Below are 13,175 nucleotides of genomic sequence, written 5' to 3'. Positions count from 1 at the left end.
GACGCGATCAGTTGGTGGTGACGAGGTCGAACTTCTCCCACTGACCGATGGAGGTCCGGTTGGCGATCAGCGGGGAGGCACCAGCGTTGTCGGCCGCGACGTAACGGTTGTTCACCGTGGCCCGCAGGCTCACCGTGCCGTCGGAGTTACGGACGAGCTGGAACGTCTCCCAGGCGCCGGCGCTGGCCCGGTTGGCGATCAGCGCGGAGGCGCCGGCGTTCTCCGCCGCGACGAACTGCCCGTTGCTCTTGGCGCGCAGCGCGACGTTGCCGTTGGCGAGGTTGACCAGTTCGAACCGCTCACTGTTGCCGACGGAGCTCTTGTTGGCGATCAGCGCGGTGCTGGCGTTGGGCGCGCTCACGTACTGGTTGTTGGCGCGGGCCCGCAGCGTGGAACCGGCGGCAGCGGGCGGCGGGGTGGTCGGCGGGGCCGTCGTCGGCGGGGCCGTCGTCGGCGGGGGAGTGGTCGGCGGGGCCGTGGTCGGCGGCGGGGTCGTCGGGTTCGTCGACCCCGGCGAGCAGTTGGCGCTGACCGAACCCGCGGCGACCTGCAGGCCACCGAGCAGCATCCGGGTGAAGTTCGGGTCGGTGTACGACGCCTCGGTGTGCCCGAGGCCCGTGTACCAGGCCCGTCCGCTGCCGACCGTCTTGCACCAGGTGATCGGGTGGTCGCCGTTCATGTTGCCGCCGCTGTAGGACGACTCGTCGAGGCTGGCGAGGACCCGCGCGGTGGAGCGGGGGTTGGTGCGGTAGTTGTACCACTCGTCGGAGCGGGACCAGGTGGCGGGCAGGTGAGCCGTCGACGGGTTGGTCCGGTCCTCGATCTTCACGGTCGCCGTCTGGATCGCCGGGTGCGAGTCGAACCACGCCCCGACGAGCTGGCCGTACCACGGCCAGCTGTACTCGGTGTCGGCGGCGGCGTGCACGCCGACGTACCCACCACCGGAACCGATGTACGACTCGAAGGCCGTCTGCTGGCTGGAGTTGAGGACGTCGCCGGTCGTCGACATGAAGACCACCGCCTGGTACTGGGCCAGGTTGGAGGTGGTGAACTGGCCGGCGTCCTCGGTGGCGGTCACGCTGAAACCGTTGGCGGAGCCGAGCTGCTGGATCGCGGCGATGCCGTTGGGGATGGCCGAGTGGCGGAAGCCGGCGGTCTTGCTGAACACCAGGACCTTGGTCAGCGGTGCCGCCGAGGCGGTGGTCGGCAGTGCGACCAGACCGGCCATCATCACGGCCAGGCCGGTGACGAGGGCCAGTAAACGGGGACGGGAACGCATGGTCTTGCTCCTCTGCTGAGCGTCGACCCCGAAGGTGTGCACGAGGGCACGCCGGGGCCACGGTGGCGGTGGTGCGGAAGCCGGGCCGCCGATGCTCGGCTGAGATGGTGCGGTGATGTGGTGCGGTGATGTGGTGCGGTGGTGAACTGCGATTGGCCAGCCGATGACCCCGACCACCCTCAGTGGACGGTCGCCGCGCATCGACTCGCATCGCTGACGCAGTAAACCTCCGATGTCTGGGCCCCGTCAAGCCCACCCGCTCCGGCCAGGGACGCGCCGTGGCACGGTCGGCGCCGTCGTCGGGGCGGGACGTAGGGTCGACCGCATGTCCACCGACGAAGATCGCGAGCGCCTCGCCGGGCACCTCGCGGCGCTGCCGGTCCGTGAGCTGGTCGACGTCCTGCGGCGTGCCCTACCGCACTTCGAGCAGGAGGCGTACGGCATGCGAACGGTGCTGACCCTGGCCAACGTCACCTGGTACGAGGACGATGTCGACCCCGGCCTCGACGTCGAGCTGGTCGCCTGGCCCGATCGCGACCACTACGGCGGCGAGCTGGGCCCGGACCAGGGTCTGTGGGAGAACGGTCGGTGCCCACGCTGCGACGTCGAGGTCACCTCCAACGCCAAGCGCGCGCACTGCCCGTACTGCGGAACCGCGTGCGCCCTGACCTGACGGTCGACGTCGGCGTCGCGGTGGTCAGCTCCGGCTGTCCGCGGCGGGACCGCGGGTCCCCGTGGTCGCCATGAGGATGAGGTCGGCGATCGTCTCGGGGTGCGTGACCATGGCGAGGTGCGAGGAGTCGACCTCGATCGTCGTCGCGTTCATCCGTTCGGCCAGGAACCGCTCCAGCTCCGGCGCGGTGGTCCGGTCCGCCGTGGAGACGGAGTAGTAGCAGGGGCGGTTCCGCCAGGCCGCGACCGTCGTCCGGCCCGCGAACAGGTCCCCGGCGATCGGCCCCTGAACGGCGTAGAGGGAACGCGCACGGGTCGCCTCGACGCCGCCCGCGAAGTCGTCGAGGAAGGCCTTCTCGCTGAGCTGCGCAAAGCCGTCGTCGTGCACGAGCCCGGCATTCGCGGGCGGGGTGGGGAACCGTGCCGCGAGCGCCGTGAAGTCCTCTCCGGCGTCCGGGGCGCGGGCGGCGACGTACACCAGGGCGGTGACCGTGGGATGGTTGCCGGCCTCGCTGATGACCGTCCCCGCCCAGGAGTGGCCCACCAGCACCGTCGGCCCGGCCTGCCGGTCGAGAGCGCGGTTGGTGGCCGCCACGTCGTCGGCCAGGGAGGTCAGCGGGTTCTGCACCGCGGTGACCGTCAAGCCGGCCCTTTGCAGGAGGGGAATGACGTCGGACCAGGAGGAGCCGTCGGCGTAGGCGCCGTGCACCAGGACGACGTTGCTGACGGGCCCGGTCGGGGTCGTGCCGCTCATCCGCACCTCCGCACGCCACGACGCCGTGCCACCGCCCGGCCGTCGACGACAGTTCTCGTCAGCACTCTTCCCCACCGCGGCTGGGTCGGGCGGCCAAACGGGCGGGCTTCCGCCAGAGGGGTCAGCGACCGAGGACGAGGTACGCGAGGCCGAGGACGCCGCGGTAGCCGCCCACGTACTGGCGCAGCCGATCGTCGAGCTCCGCGCGGACCTCGGCCGCGCGGGGATCCTCGGGGTACGTCAGCAGCCACTCCTGCCTCCCCGCGAGCCAGGTGGACTCGAAGTCGTCCCACTCCCGCTGGTCGGCGGTGCTCAGGTGCAGCAGCCGCCAGCCCCGCTCGCGCGCGGCCTCGACGAGGCCCGCGAGGTCGGTGACCTCCGTGCCGAAGATCTGCTCGGCCTCCGTGGTGGGGTCGCGCTGCCAGTACGCCTCGCCGAACAGCAGTCGCCCACCGGGCCGGACCACTGTCGCGAGCGTGTCGAGAGCCGCCCCGGTGCCGCCGAAGGCGTGCGCCGAGCCGATGCACACGACCCGGTCGGCCGGCTCGTGCCAGGCCGCCGCCTCGCCCATCACGAAGGCGACGTGCCGGTTCAGCGACCTTTCGGCGGCGAGCCGGCGTCCGCGGGCCAGGGCGGCCTCGTCGGTGTCCACACCGACTCCCCTCGTCGCGGCCGGGCCGCCCACGCCACCCGCGGCGACCGCCCGGAGCAGCAGTTCGCCCCAACCGCAGCCCAGGTCGAGCACGCGCGCGCCGGGACGTACGTCGAGTCGTCGCAGCAGCAGGGCCGCGTGCTCCTCCGACAGCGGCGTGTTCCAGCGCATCCGCGCGTAGCGGCTGGCGGCCAGGTGGTCGGTGCTGTGCATCCGTTCAGGGTCTCAAGTCGTGATCACCGGCGTGCACCGGGTCGGGTGCGGTCGCGTTGCGCGCACGTCGGGACGGGCGTCGGAGCGTACGGCAGGATCGGTGGTGTGGACGCGGGCGCGGCGCAGCCCTGGCGGCCGCCGACCCGCCACGAGGTCGCGGCCGCGGCCGGTCGCGGCCTGGTGGACGTGATCGGCCCCGGCCTGCGGGTGCTCTTCTGCGGCTTCAACCCGGGCCTCTACTCGGCGGCGGTGGGGGAGCACTTCGCCCGCCGGGGCAGCCGCTTCTGGCCGGCCCTGCACGGCGCCGGCTTCACCGACCGGGAGCTGCGCCCGTGGGAGCGCGCCGAGCTGCTGCGCCAGGGGCTGGGCATCACCAGCCTGAGCAACCGGGCCACCGCCCGCGCCGACGAGCTGACCTCCACCGAGTTGGTGGCAGGCGTGACCGGGCTGGCGGTCAAGGCCGAGCGTCACCGGCCCCGGTGGGTGGCGATTCTCGGGGTGACCGCGTACCGGATCGCGTTCGTCCGGCCGAAGGCCGGGCTGGGCCCGCAGCCGGAGCGGCTCGGCCCGGCCCGGGTCTGGGTGCTGCCCAACCCCAGCGGCCTGAACGCGCACTTCCCGCTGCCGGCCCTGACGGCCGAGTTCGCCGCGCTGCGCCGCGAGGCCGGCCCCACGACAGGGCGCGAGGCCGGTCGCTAGGCGTGCGGCGCGGCCTCGGCGGCCAGCCCCTCGTAGTAGGGCTGCATGGCGGGGTGGTACTCGTCGAACTCCGGTCGGGGTGAGCCGTCCCGGGCGGCGACGAACAGATCCAGGTAGTACTCCCAGCCGGCGCCCACCTCGGCGATGCCCTCCACGCTGTCGAGGTGTTGCACGAAGCGCAACTCGGTGGTGCCGTCGGTCTCGGTCAGCGCGAACTCCAGCAGCCAGGTGCCGTAGCTGTCGGTCGTCGACACGGCGAGTCGCCGCTGCGGTTCACACGCGTCGATGTGGACGTCGCACCAGGGCTGCTGCTCCTCGTACGCCATCTGGACCCGGATGGTCCGGTCGGGCCCGGCGTCGCCCTCCCACGGACCGAACCAGCGGGCCGTGCGCTCCGACTCGGTCAGGCTCGCCCACACGTCCGCCGCCGGGGCGCGGAACGTGCGGGTGAGGACGAGGTCGTGGCCAGCGGCGGTGCGAAACAGGCGTCCAGCGGGTGTACGGGTCATGCGACATGCTCCGTTCGATGCTCTGCCGGGCCGCGAGCGCGACGTTCCCGGCGGGTGCGATGGACCTCGGTCTCCAGCGCGTCGAGGCGCTGCTCCCACTTCTGCGGTGCGGTGAACTCGGCGAGCCAGTCGGCCAGCGCGGCGAGTGGGCCGGGGTCGAGCCGGTAGATCCTGCGGCGGCCGACCACCTCGTCGCGGACCAGTCCGCTCTCCCGCAACACCCGCAGGTGGCGGCTGACGGCGGGTCGGCTGATGGCGAACCGCCGGGCGATCTCGCCGGCGGCCAGCGGCGCGTCGCGCAGCATGGTCAGGATGCTCCGCCGCACCGGGTCCGCGATCGCGGTGACCACCTCGTCCACACCGGAAGCGTAACCCATGGGTTACGCATATGCCTGCCGCGCTGCGTCGATGGTGGGCACATGATCACGTCACCTGGCACTCTTGACGGCATGCCAGCCCAGCTTCGATCCCGCCCGCTCGACTGGACCGTCGCCGTACCCGTGCTCGCCGTGCTGGTGTTGCTCGTGACGTGGGGGCGGGACCTTCCCGGCCCGATCGTCGTGGTGGTCGCCGCGTTGCTGGGCGGCGCGGTGCTCGCCGCCGTGCACCACGCCGAGGTGGTCGCCCACCGGGTGGGGGAGCCGTACGGCTCGCTGGTGCTCGCCGTTGCCGTCACCGTCATCGAGGTGGCCCTGATCGTCACGCTGATGATCAGCGGGCCGGAGAAGACCCAGTCGCTCGCCCGCGACACAGTCTTCGCCGCCGTCATGATCACCTGCAACGGGATCCTCGGCCTGTCCCTGCTGCTCGGGGCGCTGCGCCGACGCGTGGCCGTGTTCAACCCCGAGGGCACCGGCGGGGCCCTCGCGACGGTGATCACCCTGGCCACGTTGAGTCTGGTCATCCCGACCTTCACCACGGCCCGCCCCGGGCCGGAGTTCAGCCCCGCGCAGCTCGTCTTCGCCGCCGTCGCGTCGCTCGCCCTGTACGGACTGTTCGTGCTGGTACAGACCGGTCGGCACCGCGACTACTTCCTGCCCGTCGACACCGAGGGTCGGGTCATCGACGCGGAGGAGCACGCCAGGCCGCCGACCACCCGCGCCGCGCTGATCAGCCTCGGACTGCTGCTGGTGGCGCTGGTCGCGGTGGTCGGCGACGCCAAGACCGTCTCACCCACCATCGAGGCCGGCGTGGCGGCGGCGAACCTGCCGCACGCGTTCGTCGGCGTGATCATCGCCCTGCTGGTGCTGCTGCCGGAGACCCTGGCCGCCGCCCGCGCCGCCCGCCGGGACCGGGTGCAGATCAGCCTCAACCTCGCCCTCGGCTCGGCGATGGCGAGCATCGGCCTGACCATCCCGGCGATCGCCATCGCCTCGATCTGGCTGGACGGCCCGCTGCTGCTCGGCCTCGGCGGCACCCAACTCGCGCTGCTCGCCCTCACCGCCGTGACCGCCGTGCTGACAGTGGTGCCGGGCCGGGCCAACGTGTTGCAGGGCGGCGTGCACCTGGTGCTGCTGGCCGCGTTCGTCTTCCTGGCAGCCAGCCCCTGACCCCGCAACCCCTGGTTGATCATGAAGTTATTGCCCTCGATGCCGGCGTGTCGGCGCAATAACTTCATGATCGACGAGATGGGGATGGGGATTGGTGGATGGTGGGTCCTAGGGTGGCGGCATGACGGTGGTGTGGGTGGTTGCCGGCGGTTTCGTTGCGGTGGCGGGGCTGGCGGTCGGAGTCGTGGCGCGGCGGGGACGGGGACGGCCGGGCGCGGGTGACGACCGCGCTGCCGGGCGGGACGCTCGCGCCAGGCAGCAGCGGTACGAGGCCGAGCGGCAGGGGGACCAGGGCGCGACGTGGCAGCGCGGCCGCGAGTCGGGCGGGTGACGGGTCACTGCCCGTAGGAGCGGCGGAGCTTGTCGTTGATCAAATAGTTGAGGCGGTGGCGCAGGTAGCCGAGGGTGCTCTCGCTCGGCAGGTCCGCCTCGGTGGTCAGGGTCCAGCGCAGCGTGCAGTCCCCGCCGGGTGATCCGGGCGTCACGTCGAAGCGGATCCGGTCCAGCGGCCGGTGCGGCCACAGCGACGACCACACCAGCAGCACCGGTGCGTAGCCCGCCACCACCCGGGGCGGCACCTCGTCGTCGCGCAACTCCAGCCAGGGGCGAGCGCCCGCCGCGTACGGGTCACGCAACGACCGCCACACGACGTGCGCCGGGACCGGTTGACTTCGCCGGCGGCTGCCCAACACGTGCACGTCGCGCCCTCCTCGCCGGACGGTCACCTCCGCCCCCGGGCCATTGTGGCCGCCCGACACCGGCCCCGTGAACCGCCCGGCCCGCTCGTGCGTGCATCCGGTGGGCGTGGCGGTCGTACCGTCGGGGTATCGCACAGCGCGAGCGCCGATGTCTGGGGAGGCACCGTGGGGGCATGGTCAGGACGCGACGCCCGAGGGCCACTGGCGGGCCTGGTGGTGGCCGCGCTGGTGTCGCTGGCCTGCGCCGGCGGTGGGCTGGCCGAGCCGGAGGGCGAACGCCCGGGCGCGAAGCCGTCGGCCGCCTCGCCGGGGCCGAACACCACCCGCGCCGACAGCACCACAAGCGTGGCCGAGTTCAAGCAGGATGTGGCCGACGCGCAGACGGTCGCCGAGCGCTACTGGGCGGCCCAGTTCAAGGCGTCCGGGAAACGCTTCCAACCCGTTCGGCGGGTCACCCCGTACCAGCGGGCCGGTGAGGTCTCCTGCGGCGGGCAGCCGCTGCCCCGCAACAACGCGGTCTACTGCTCGCAGGGCGACTTCATCGCGTACGACGTCGCCTGGTCGGTGGCGGCGTTCCGCGAGGTCGGTGACGCGTTCGTGTTCTACCTGCTCGGCCACGAGTACGCCCACGGCATCCAGGTGCGCCTCGGCATCAACTACAGCTTCACCATCCAGCAGGAGTTGCAGGCCGACTGCATGGCCGGGGCGTACCTCGGCGACTCGGTGCGCTCCGGCGACCTGAGCCTCGCGGAGGGCGACCTGGACGAGTTCCGGGAGGGGGTGGCGGCCGTCGGCGACGACCCCGACCAGCCGTGGTTCGCCGAGGGCGCGCACGGCACCGCCGAGCAACGCACCGACATGTTCTTCCGCGGCTACGAGCGCTCCCTGTCCGAGTGCGACCTGGGCTGAGCGGGGGTAGCCCTGATCACCTCGGCGCCCGTTGCCGCCACCGTCGACGGCCCGTGCTGGCAGGATCTCCGGTGTCGGTTACGACCCTGGAGGATCCGCTGAGCAGCCATCACCCCGCCGCCGTGCTCTTCGACATGGACGGCACGCTCGTCGACAGCGAGAAGCTGTGGGACGTCGCCCTGCAGGAACTGGCGCGTGAGTACGGCGGCGACCTCTCCGCCGACGCCCGCCGGGCGATCATCGGCACCGCCATGGCCGAGTCGATGCGTATCCTGCACGACGATCTGGGGCAGCCGGAACGGGATCCGGACCTCAGCGCGGCGTGGATCAACGCCCGGATCCTGGAGCTGTTCCGCACCGGTCTGCGCTGGCGGCCGGGGGCGTTCGAGCTGTTGCGCGCGGTCCGCGCGGCGGGGATCCCCACCGCGCTTGTCACCTCCAGTCCGCGGGCGCTCGTCGAGATCGCCCTGGACACCCTGGGGCGGGACAACTTCGACACGGTGGTCGCCGGCGACGAGGTGGTCGCGGCCAAGCCCCACCCGGAGCCCTACCTGACCGCCGCGCGGCTGCTCGGTGTGCCGATAAAGCGGTGTGTGGCGATCGAGGACTCGCCGACCGGGGTGGCCAGCGCGCGTGCCTCCGGCGCTGCCGTGCTGGCCGTACCCGCCGAGGTGCCGCTGCCCAGCCTGACCGGCGTACACCAGGTGGAGAGCCTGACCGGCGTGGACCTGGAGCTGCTCGCGACCCTGGCGGCCGACCGGGCCGGCGCGACCGGCTGAGCCGGGCCGACCAGACCCAACGGCCGAGGCCCCGACCGCGCAACGGCGGTCGGGGCCTCGGTGACGTGGTCAGTCGTGGGCGATCGCGCCCAGGACGTTGATCCGGGCCGCCCGCACGGCGGGGAGCACCGCGGCCACCACCCCGATGATCGCGGCGAGACCGAGGAAGACCCCCATCTGACCCCAGGGCAGGATCAGGTCGGTGATGCCCTCGTCCTTGAGCGCCTCGACCACTGCGGCGCCGAGGCCGCTGCCGACCGCCACGCCCAGCAGCGCGCCGAACACGGAGATCACCACCGCCTCGACAGTGATCATGCCCATGGTCTGGCCGCGGCGAAGGCCGATGGCCCGCAGCAGGCCCAGTTCCCGGGTCCGCTCCAGCACCGACAGCGCCAGGGTGTTGATGATGCCCAGGACGGCGATCACGATGGCCAGGGCCAGCAGGATCTGGATCATCGTGAGCAGCCCGTCGAGCGAACTGGTCTGCTGCTTGATGAACGCGTCCCGGTCGGCCACCGACACCTCGGGGCTGTCCGCGAGTAGCGTCTCCACCTGCGGCTGCACGTCGGCCACCCGGGTGCCCGGCGCCAGCTGGATGAAGCCCTGGATGGGCTGCGGGATGGCGAAGTCCTTCGCCGCCGTCGCCGGCAACGTCACCGGGTTGGTGAGCTGCGACGACTCGTAGATGCCGCTGATCGTGTACGTCCGGGCCTCGCCCCGGGTCAGCTGCACGTTGACCGTCGAGCCGACCGACCAGCCACGGGACGTGGCGGTGTCGGAGCTGGCGAGCATCTGGGTCGGCCCGAGCCGGTCGATGTCACCGGCGGTGGCCTTCGCGCCGAAGATCTGCCGCAGCGACGCGATGTCGCTGCTCGCCGCCACCCACGTGCTCTCGCCGTCGATCCGGCCCATGTCGCCGTACTCGCCGTCGACCATCCGCACGCCGGGCAGGGCCTTCGCCTTGTCCAGGACGCCCGGGTCGAAGCTCGGCGGACGGGGCCCACCCTGCTGGCCGGAGATCACCAGCTCGGCCTTGATGGTGTCCTGGGCGAGGGCGCTGATGCTGCCCTTGGCCGAGTCGAGGATCACCGTGACGCCGGTGACAAGCGCGATGCCGACCATCAGCGCGGCCGCGGTGATCGCGGTGCGGCGCGGGTTGCGCCCCGAGTTCAGCCGGCCCAGCTTGCCCGGCACCGACCAGGAGAAGATCGCGCCGAGCAGGCTCACCACCGGCCGACTGATCAGCGGCGTCAGCAGCGCCACGCCGATGAAGGCGAACAGCACCCCACCCAGGATGGTGGCCAGGGTCTGACCATGTGCGTTGCCGCTGAGCCCCAGGAAGAGCAGCACCGCGCCGATGCCGGTGACCACCGCCCCCGTCACCGTGATCTTGGTCAGTGGCCGGTCCGGGGTGGCCACGTCCTGCATGGCGGCGATCGGCGGGATCCGGGATGCCCGCAGCGCCGGCAGCAGCGCCGCCACCACGGTGATCACCAGACCGACGCCGAACGACCCGATCACCGCGGCCGCCGGCACACCGATCCCGGCCAGGGTCAGCCCACCGGCCAACTTGCCGAACAGGAACGCCAGCAGCGCCCCCACGCCGATGCCGGCAGCCAGGCCGAGCACCGACGCGATCAACCCGACCGCGATGGCCTCCAACACCACCGAACCGATGATCTGCCGACCGCTCGCCCCGATGGCGCGCATCAGCGCCAACTCCCGGGTGCGCTGCGCCACGATGATCGAGAAGGTGTTGAGGATCAGGAAGGTGCCCACCAGCAGCGCCACCGCGGCGAAGCCGAGCAGGATCTTGTTGAAGAAGGACAGGCCCTCCTTCAGGCTGGCCGAGGCGTCCGCGGCCACCTGCTCGCCGGTCTTCACGTCGAAGTCCGCACCCAGGGTGCGGGCCACGTCGTCGCGCAGCGTCTCGTCCGAGACGCCGTCGGCGGCGCGCAGCGTGATGCTGCTGAACGTGTCCGGCTCGCCCAGCATCAGCCGCTGCGCCACCGGCGTGGTGAAGAAGACCTCGTTGACACCGCCGATCGAGTCCCGGTCACCGCTGTAACCCATGATCCCGACCAGCGTGAAGTCCCGCTTCTTCGACTCGAACGCGGTGAGCACGCCTACCTTCTGACCGACCTGCACCTTCGCCGTGGTGGCCAACGCCTTGTTGAGGACGATCTCGTCCTCGGCCTGCGGCGCGCGCCCCTCCCGCAGCTGCATCAGGTCGCTCTCGCCGATCCAGTTCTCACCCAGCTGCGGCGGACCGAACGACGTGACCACCTTGCCGTTGCTGCCGATCACCCGGGCGCCGTCGGCGTTGACGATGCCGGTGGCCCCGGCCACCCCCGGCACCTGCTTGACCCGGCCCACCACGGCGGCCGGCAGGGGAGCGGCGGTCTGCTCGCCCTCCATCTCGTTGACCTCGACCTTCGGCTTCGCCGCGACGTTCACGTCGATCTCGGAGAAGCCGTCGGCGAAGACCGAGTCGAAGGAGCGGCCCAGCGTGTCGGTCAACACGAACGCGCCGGAGACGAACATGACCCCGAGCACCACCGCCAGCCCCGACAGGATCAGCCGGACCTTGCGGGCCAGCAGACTCTTGAGTGTCGCCCGGAACATCAGTTGCCCACCTCGGCCGGAGTGTCCAGCTTCTTCATCGTGTCCAGCACCGTCTCGGCGGTCGGCTCGATCAACTCCGAGACGATCTGCCCGTCGGCGAGGAAGACCACCCGATCGGCGTACGCCGCGGCGGTCGGGTCGTGGGTGACCATGACGATCGTCTGGCCGTGCTCACGCACCGAGTTACGCAGGAAACCGAGCACCTCCGCGCCGGAGCGCGAGTCCAGGTTGCCGGTCGGCTCGTCCGCGAAGATCACCTCGGGGCGGGAGACCAGCGCCCGCGCACACGCCACCCGCTGCTGCTGACCACCGGAGAGCTGCGCCGGCCGGTGATCCAACCGGTCCTGCAGGCCCACCGTCTTGATCACCGTGTCGTACCAGGCCGGGTCCGGCTTGCGCCCGGCGATCGACAACGGCAGCAGGATGTTCTCCTTGGCGGTGAGCGTCGGCAGCAGGTTGAACTGCTGGAAGATGAAACCCACCTTGTCCCGGCGCAGCTTCGTCAGCCCCGAGTCGCCAAGCCCGGTGACAGTCGTCGCACCGATCGCCACCGTCCCCCGGGTCACCGAGTCCAGACCGGCCAGGCAGTGCATGAGCGTCGACTTGCCGGAACCCGACGGGCCCATGATCGCGGTGAAGCGGCCACGTTCGAACTCCGCGCTGACCCCCCGCAGCGCGATGACCTGAGCCTCGCCGCTGCCGTACACCTTCCACACGTCGTTCGCCCGGGCCGCGGCCTGCGCCTGCTGGCCTACCGTCGCGGTCACGTCATCTACCTCTTCCGTCTGTCCGAATCCCACGCCGCCCCCCGATGGTCCGGCGCGACTGTTCCATCATCGGCGCTGCTCGCGCCCACCCCGTCCGCCCACGGGGGGACCCGGCGCGGATTTCCCGCTGCGGGTGCACCCCCATGCCGCATCAGGGTTGCCCCTGACCCGACGGCCGATCGACAGGTTTCCCGACCGGCGAAACACCGCCGGACACGACACTGCCCCCTCACGCCACAGGAGGGTCAACCGCGCCGAGCCGTCTACGGTCACGGTAGGTGACGACGGCAACAGGGCCGTCCCCCCACGGAGGGATCTTCGAGTACGCCGGGTGGGGTACCCGTCACGCGGCCACTACGCCCGCGGGCGGACCAGACCCGACTCGTACGCCAGCACGACCGCCTGCACCCGGTCGCGCAGCCGCAGCTTGGTCAGCACGTGCCCGACATGGGTCTTGACCGTGGTCTCGCTCACCGACAGCACAGCGGCGATCTCGGCGTTGGACAACCCCCGGGCCACCTGCACCAGCACCTCGCGTTCCCGGTCGGTGAGCGCGCTGAGCGCCGACGACGGCGTCGCCGCCGGGTCCGGCAGCAGGTCGGCGAAGCGCTCCAGCAGGCGGCGCAGGATCCGGGGCGCGACCACCGCGTCCCCACCGGCCACCGTGCGGATCGCCGCGATCAGCTCCTCGGCCGGCACGTCCTTGGCCAGGAACCCGCTCGCGCCCGCGCGCAGCGCCCCCACCACGTACTCGTCCAGGTCGAACGTGGTGAGCACCAACACCCGCACCGGCAGTCGGGCGTCGACGATCGCCCGGGTCGCCGCCACCCCGTCCATGCGGGGCATCCGGATGTCCATCAACACGACGTCGGGCAGCAGCCGGCGGGACAGCTCCACCGCCTCCACGCCGTCGCCGGCCTCCGCCACCACATCCAGGTCGCCCTCGGCGCCCAGCACCATCCGGAAGCCCGTGCGCAGCAGCGGCTGGTCGTCGGCGAGCAGGATCCGTACCGGCCGCGCCGAGGCCACCCGATCGGCCATCACGTCTCCCGTCCCCTCGCCGTCGCGC

The 13,175-nt window shown here is 71.9% G+C and carries 15 protein-coding genes; 6 read left to right on the top strand and 9 right to left on the bottom strand.

Annotated elements, in window-relative coordinates; translation table 11 throughout:
• Positions 1 to 7 precede the first annotated feature (7 nt).
• Entirely contained in the window at positions 8 to 1,279 is a 1,272-nt protein-coding gene (locus tag ACGFIE_RS09560; protein ID WP_393292846.1) for a ThuA domain-containing protein, read from the bottom strand.
• A 325-nt stretch (positions 1,280 to 1,604) separates the two neighbouring features.
• Between ACGFIE_RS09560 and ACGFIE_RS09555 the strand changes: the two genes are divergently transcribed.
• Positions 1,605 to 1,952 (top strand): hypothetical protein, encoded by a 348-nt coding sequence (locus tag ACGFIE_RS09555; RefSeq protein ID WP_393292844.1) that lies wholly within the window; start codon positions 1,605 to 1,607, stop codon positions 1,950 to 1,952.
• 24 nt (positions 1,953 to 1,976) lie between these two features.
• Here the strand turns inward: ACGFIE_RS09555 and ACGFIE_RS09550 are convergent, their stop codons facing one another.
• Positions 1,977 to 2,705, bottom strand: coding sequence for an alpha/beta fold hydrolase (locus ACGFIE_RS09550; RefSeq protein ID WP_393292841.1), 729 nt, complete (start codon positions 2,703 to 2,705; stop codon positions 1,977 to 1,979).
• Between the two features lie 121 nt (positions 2,706 to 2,826).
• Positions 2,827 to 3,570, bottom strand: coding sequence for an SAM-dependent methyltransferase (locus ACGFIE_RS09545; protein ID WP_393292839.1), 744 nt, complete (start codon positions 3,568 to 3,570; stop codon positions 2,827 to 2,829).
• 105 nt (positions 3,571 to 3,675) lie between these two features.
• Here ACGFIE_RS09545 and mug point away from each other — a divergent pair, with 105 nt between their 5' ends.
• Positions 3,676 to 4,269 (top strand): G/U mismatch-specific DNA glycosylase, encoded by a 594-nt coding sequence (gene mug, locus ACGFIE_RS09540; RefSeq protein ID WP_393292837.1) that lies wholly within the window; start codon positions 3,676 to 3,678, stop codon positions 4,267 to 4,269.
• Here the strand turns inward: mug and ACGFIE_RS09535 are convergent.
• Complete coding sequence (locus ACGFIE_RS09535; RefSeq protein WP_393292834.1) at positions 4,266 to 4,778, bottom strand: SRPBCC family protein; 513 nt, start codon at positions 4,776 to 4,778, stop codon at positions 4,266 to 4,268. The two genes, mug and ACGFIE_RS09535, sit on opposite strands and share 4 nt — an antisense overlap.
• Positions 4,775 to 5,155, bottom strand: coding sequence for an ArsR/SmtB family transcription factor (locus ACGFIE_RS09530; RefSeq protein ID WP_393292832.1), 381 nt, complete (start codon positions 5,153 to 5,155; stop codon positions 4,775 to 4,777). The genes ACGFIE_RS09535 and ACGFIE_RS09530 overlap by 4 nt, the downstream gene beginning before the upstream one ends.
• 72 nt (positions 5,156 to 5,227) lie before the next feature.
• Here ACGFIE_RS09530 and ACGFIE_RS09525 point away from each other — a divergent pair, with 72 nt between their 5' ends.
• Together ACGFIE_RS09525 and ACGFIE_RS09520 are read left to right on the top strand one after the other, a co-directional pair.
• Positions 5,228 to 6,328 carry a calcium:proton antiporter gene (locus ACGFIE_RS09525; protein WP_393292830.1) on the top strand — a complete coding sequence of 367 codons (1,101 nt, stop codon included), beginning with the start codon at positions 5,228 to 5,230 and terminating at the stop codon, positions 6,326 to 6,328.
• A 121-nt stretch (positions 6,329 to 6,449) separates the two neighbouring features.
• Entirely contained in the window at positions 6,450 to 6,659 is a 210-nt protein-coding gene (locus ACGFIE_RS09520) for a hypothetical protein (protein WP_393292827.1), read from the top strand.
• Positions 6,660 to 6,663: 4 nt separating this feature from the next.
• Here the strand turns inward: ACGFIE_RS09520 and ACGFIE_RS09515 are convergent, their stop codons facing one another.
• Positions 6,664 to 7,026 (bottom strand): hypothetical protein, encoded by a 363-nt coding sequence (locus ACGFIE_RS09515; RefSeq protein ID WP_393292825.1) that lies wholly within the window; start codon positions 7,024 to 7,026, stop codon positions 6,664 to 6,666.
• A gap of 165 nt (positions 7,027 to 7,191) precedes the next feature.
• On the opposite strand from ACGFIE_RS09515, the gene ACGFIE_RS09510 reads away from it, so the two are divergent.
• Both ACGFIE_RS09510 and ACGFIE_RS09505 read left to right on the top strand, forming a co-directional pair.
• A complete protein-coding gene (locus ACGFIE_RS09510) occupies positions 7,192 to 7,935 on the top strand; it encodes a neutral zinc metallopeptidase (protein ID WP_393292823.1) in 744 nt (247 codons plus the stop codon).
• 122 nt (positions 7,936 to 8,057) lie between these two features.
• On the top strand, positions 8,058 to 8,714 hold the full coding sequence (locus tag ACGFIE_RS09505; protein ID WP_393293211.1) for an HAD family hydrolase: 657 nt from the start codon (positions 8,058 to 8,060) through the stop codon (positions 8,712 to 8,714).
• Positions 8,715 to 8,783: 69 nt separating this feature from the next.
• Here ACGFIE_RS09505 and ACGFIE_RS09500 read toward each other — a convergent pair whose 3' ends face one another.
• The 3 genes from ACGFIE_RS09500 to ACGFIE_RS09490 all read right to left on the bottom strand — a co-directional run bounded on the left by ACGFIE_RS09500 (position 8,784) and on the right by ACGFIE_RS09490 (position 13,147).
• The gene (locus ACGFIE_RS09500; protein WP_393292821.1) at positions 8,784 to 11,339 is read right to left on the bottom strand and encodes an ABC transporter permease; all 2,556 of its coding nucleotides are present in this window, start codon (positions 11,337 to 11,339) and stop codon (positions 8,784 to 8,786) included.
• Entirely contained in the window at positions 11,339 to 12,106 is a 768-nt protein-coding gene (locus ACGFIE_RS09495) for an ABC transporter ATP-binding protein (protein WP_358101050.1), read from the bottom strand. Before ACGFIE_RS09495 ends, ACGFIE_RS09500 begins: the two co-directional genes overlap by 1 nt.
• A 354-nt stretch (positions 12,107 to 12,460) precedes the next feature.
• On the bottom strand, positions 12,461 to 13,147 hold the full coding sequence (locus tag ACGFIE_RS09490; RefSeq protein ID WP_393292818.1) for a response regulator: 687 nt from the start codon (positions 13,145 to 13,147) through the stop codon (positions 12,461 to 12,463).
• Between the last annotated feature and the right edge of the window lie 28 nt (positions 13,148 to 13,175).

Source organism: Micromonospora sp. NPDC049275 (assembly GCF_043197115.1).
Taxonomy (GTDB): domain Bacteria; phylum Actinomycetota; class Actinomycetes; order Mycobacteriales; family Micromonosporaceae; genus Micromonospora.
The sequence above is the reverse complement of the archived record's forward strand: the minus strand, read 5'-3'. Positions and strand labels throughout refer to the sequence as shown.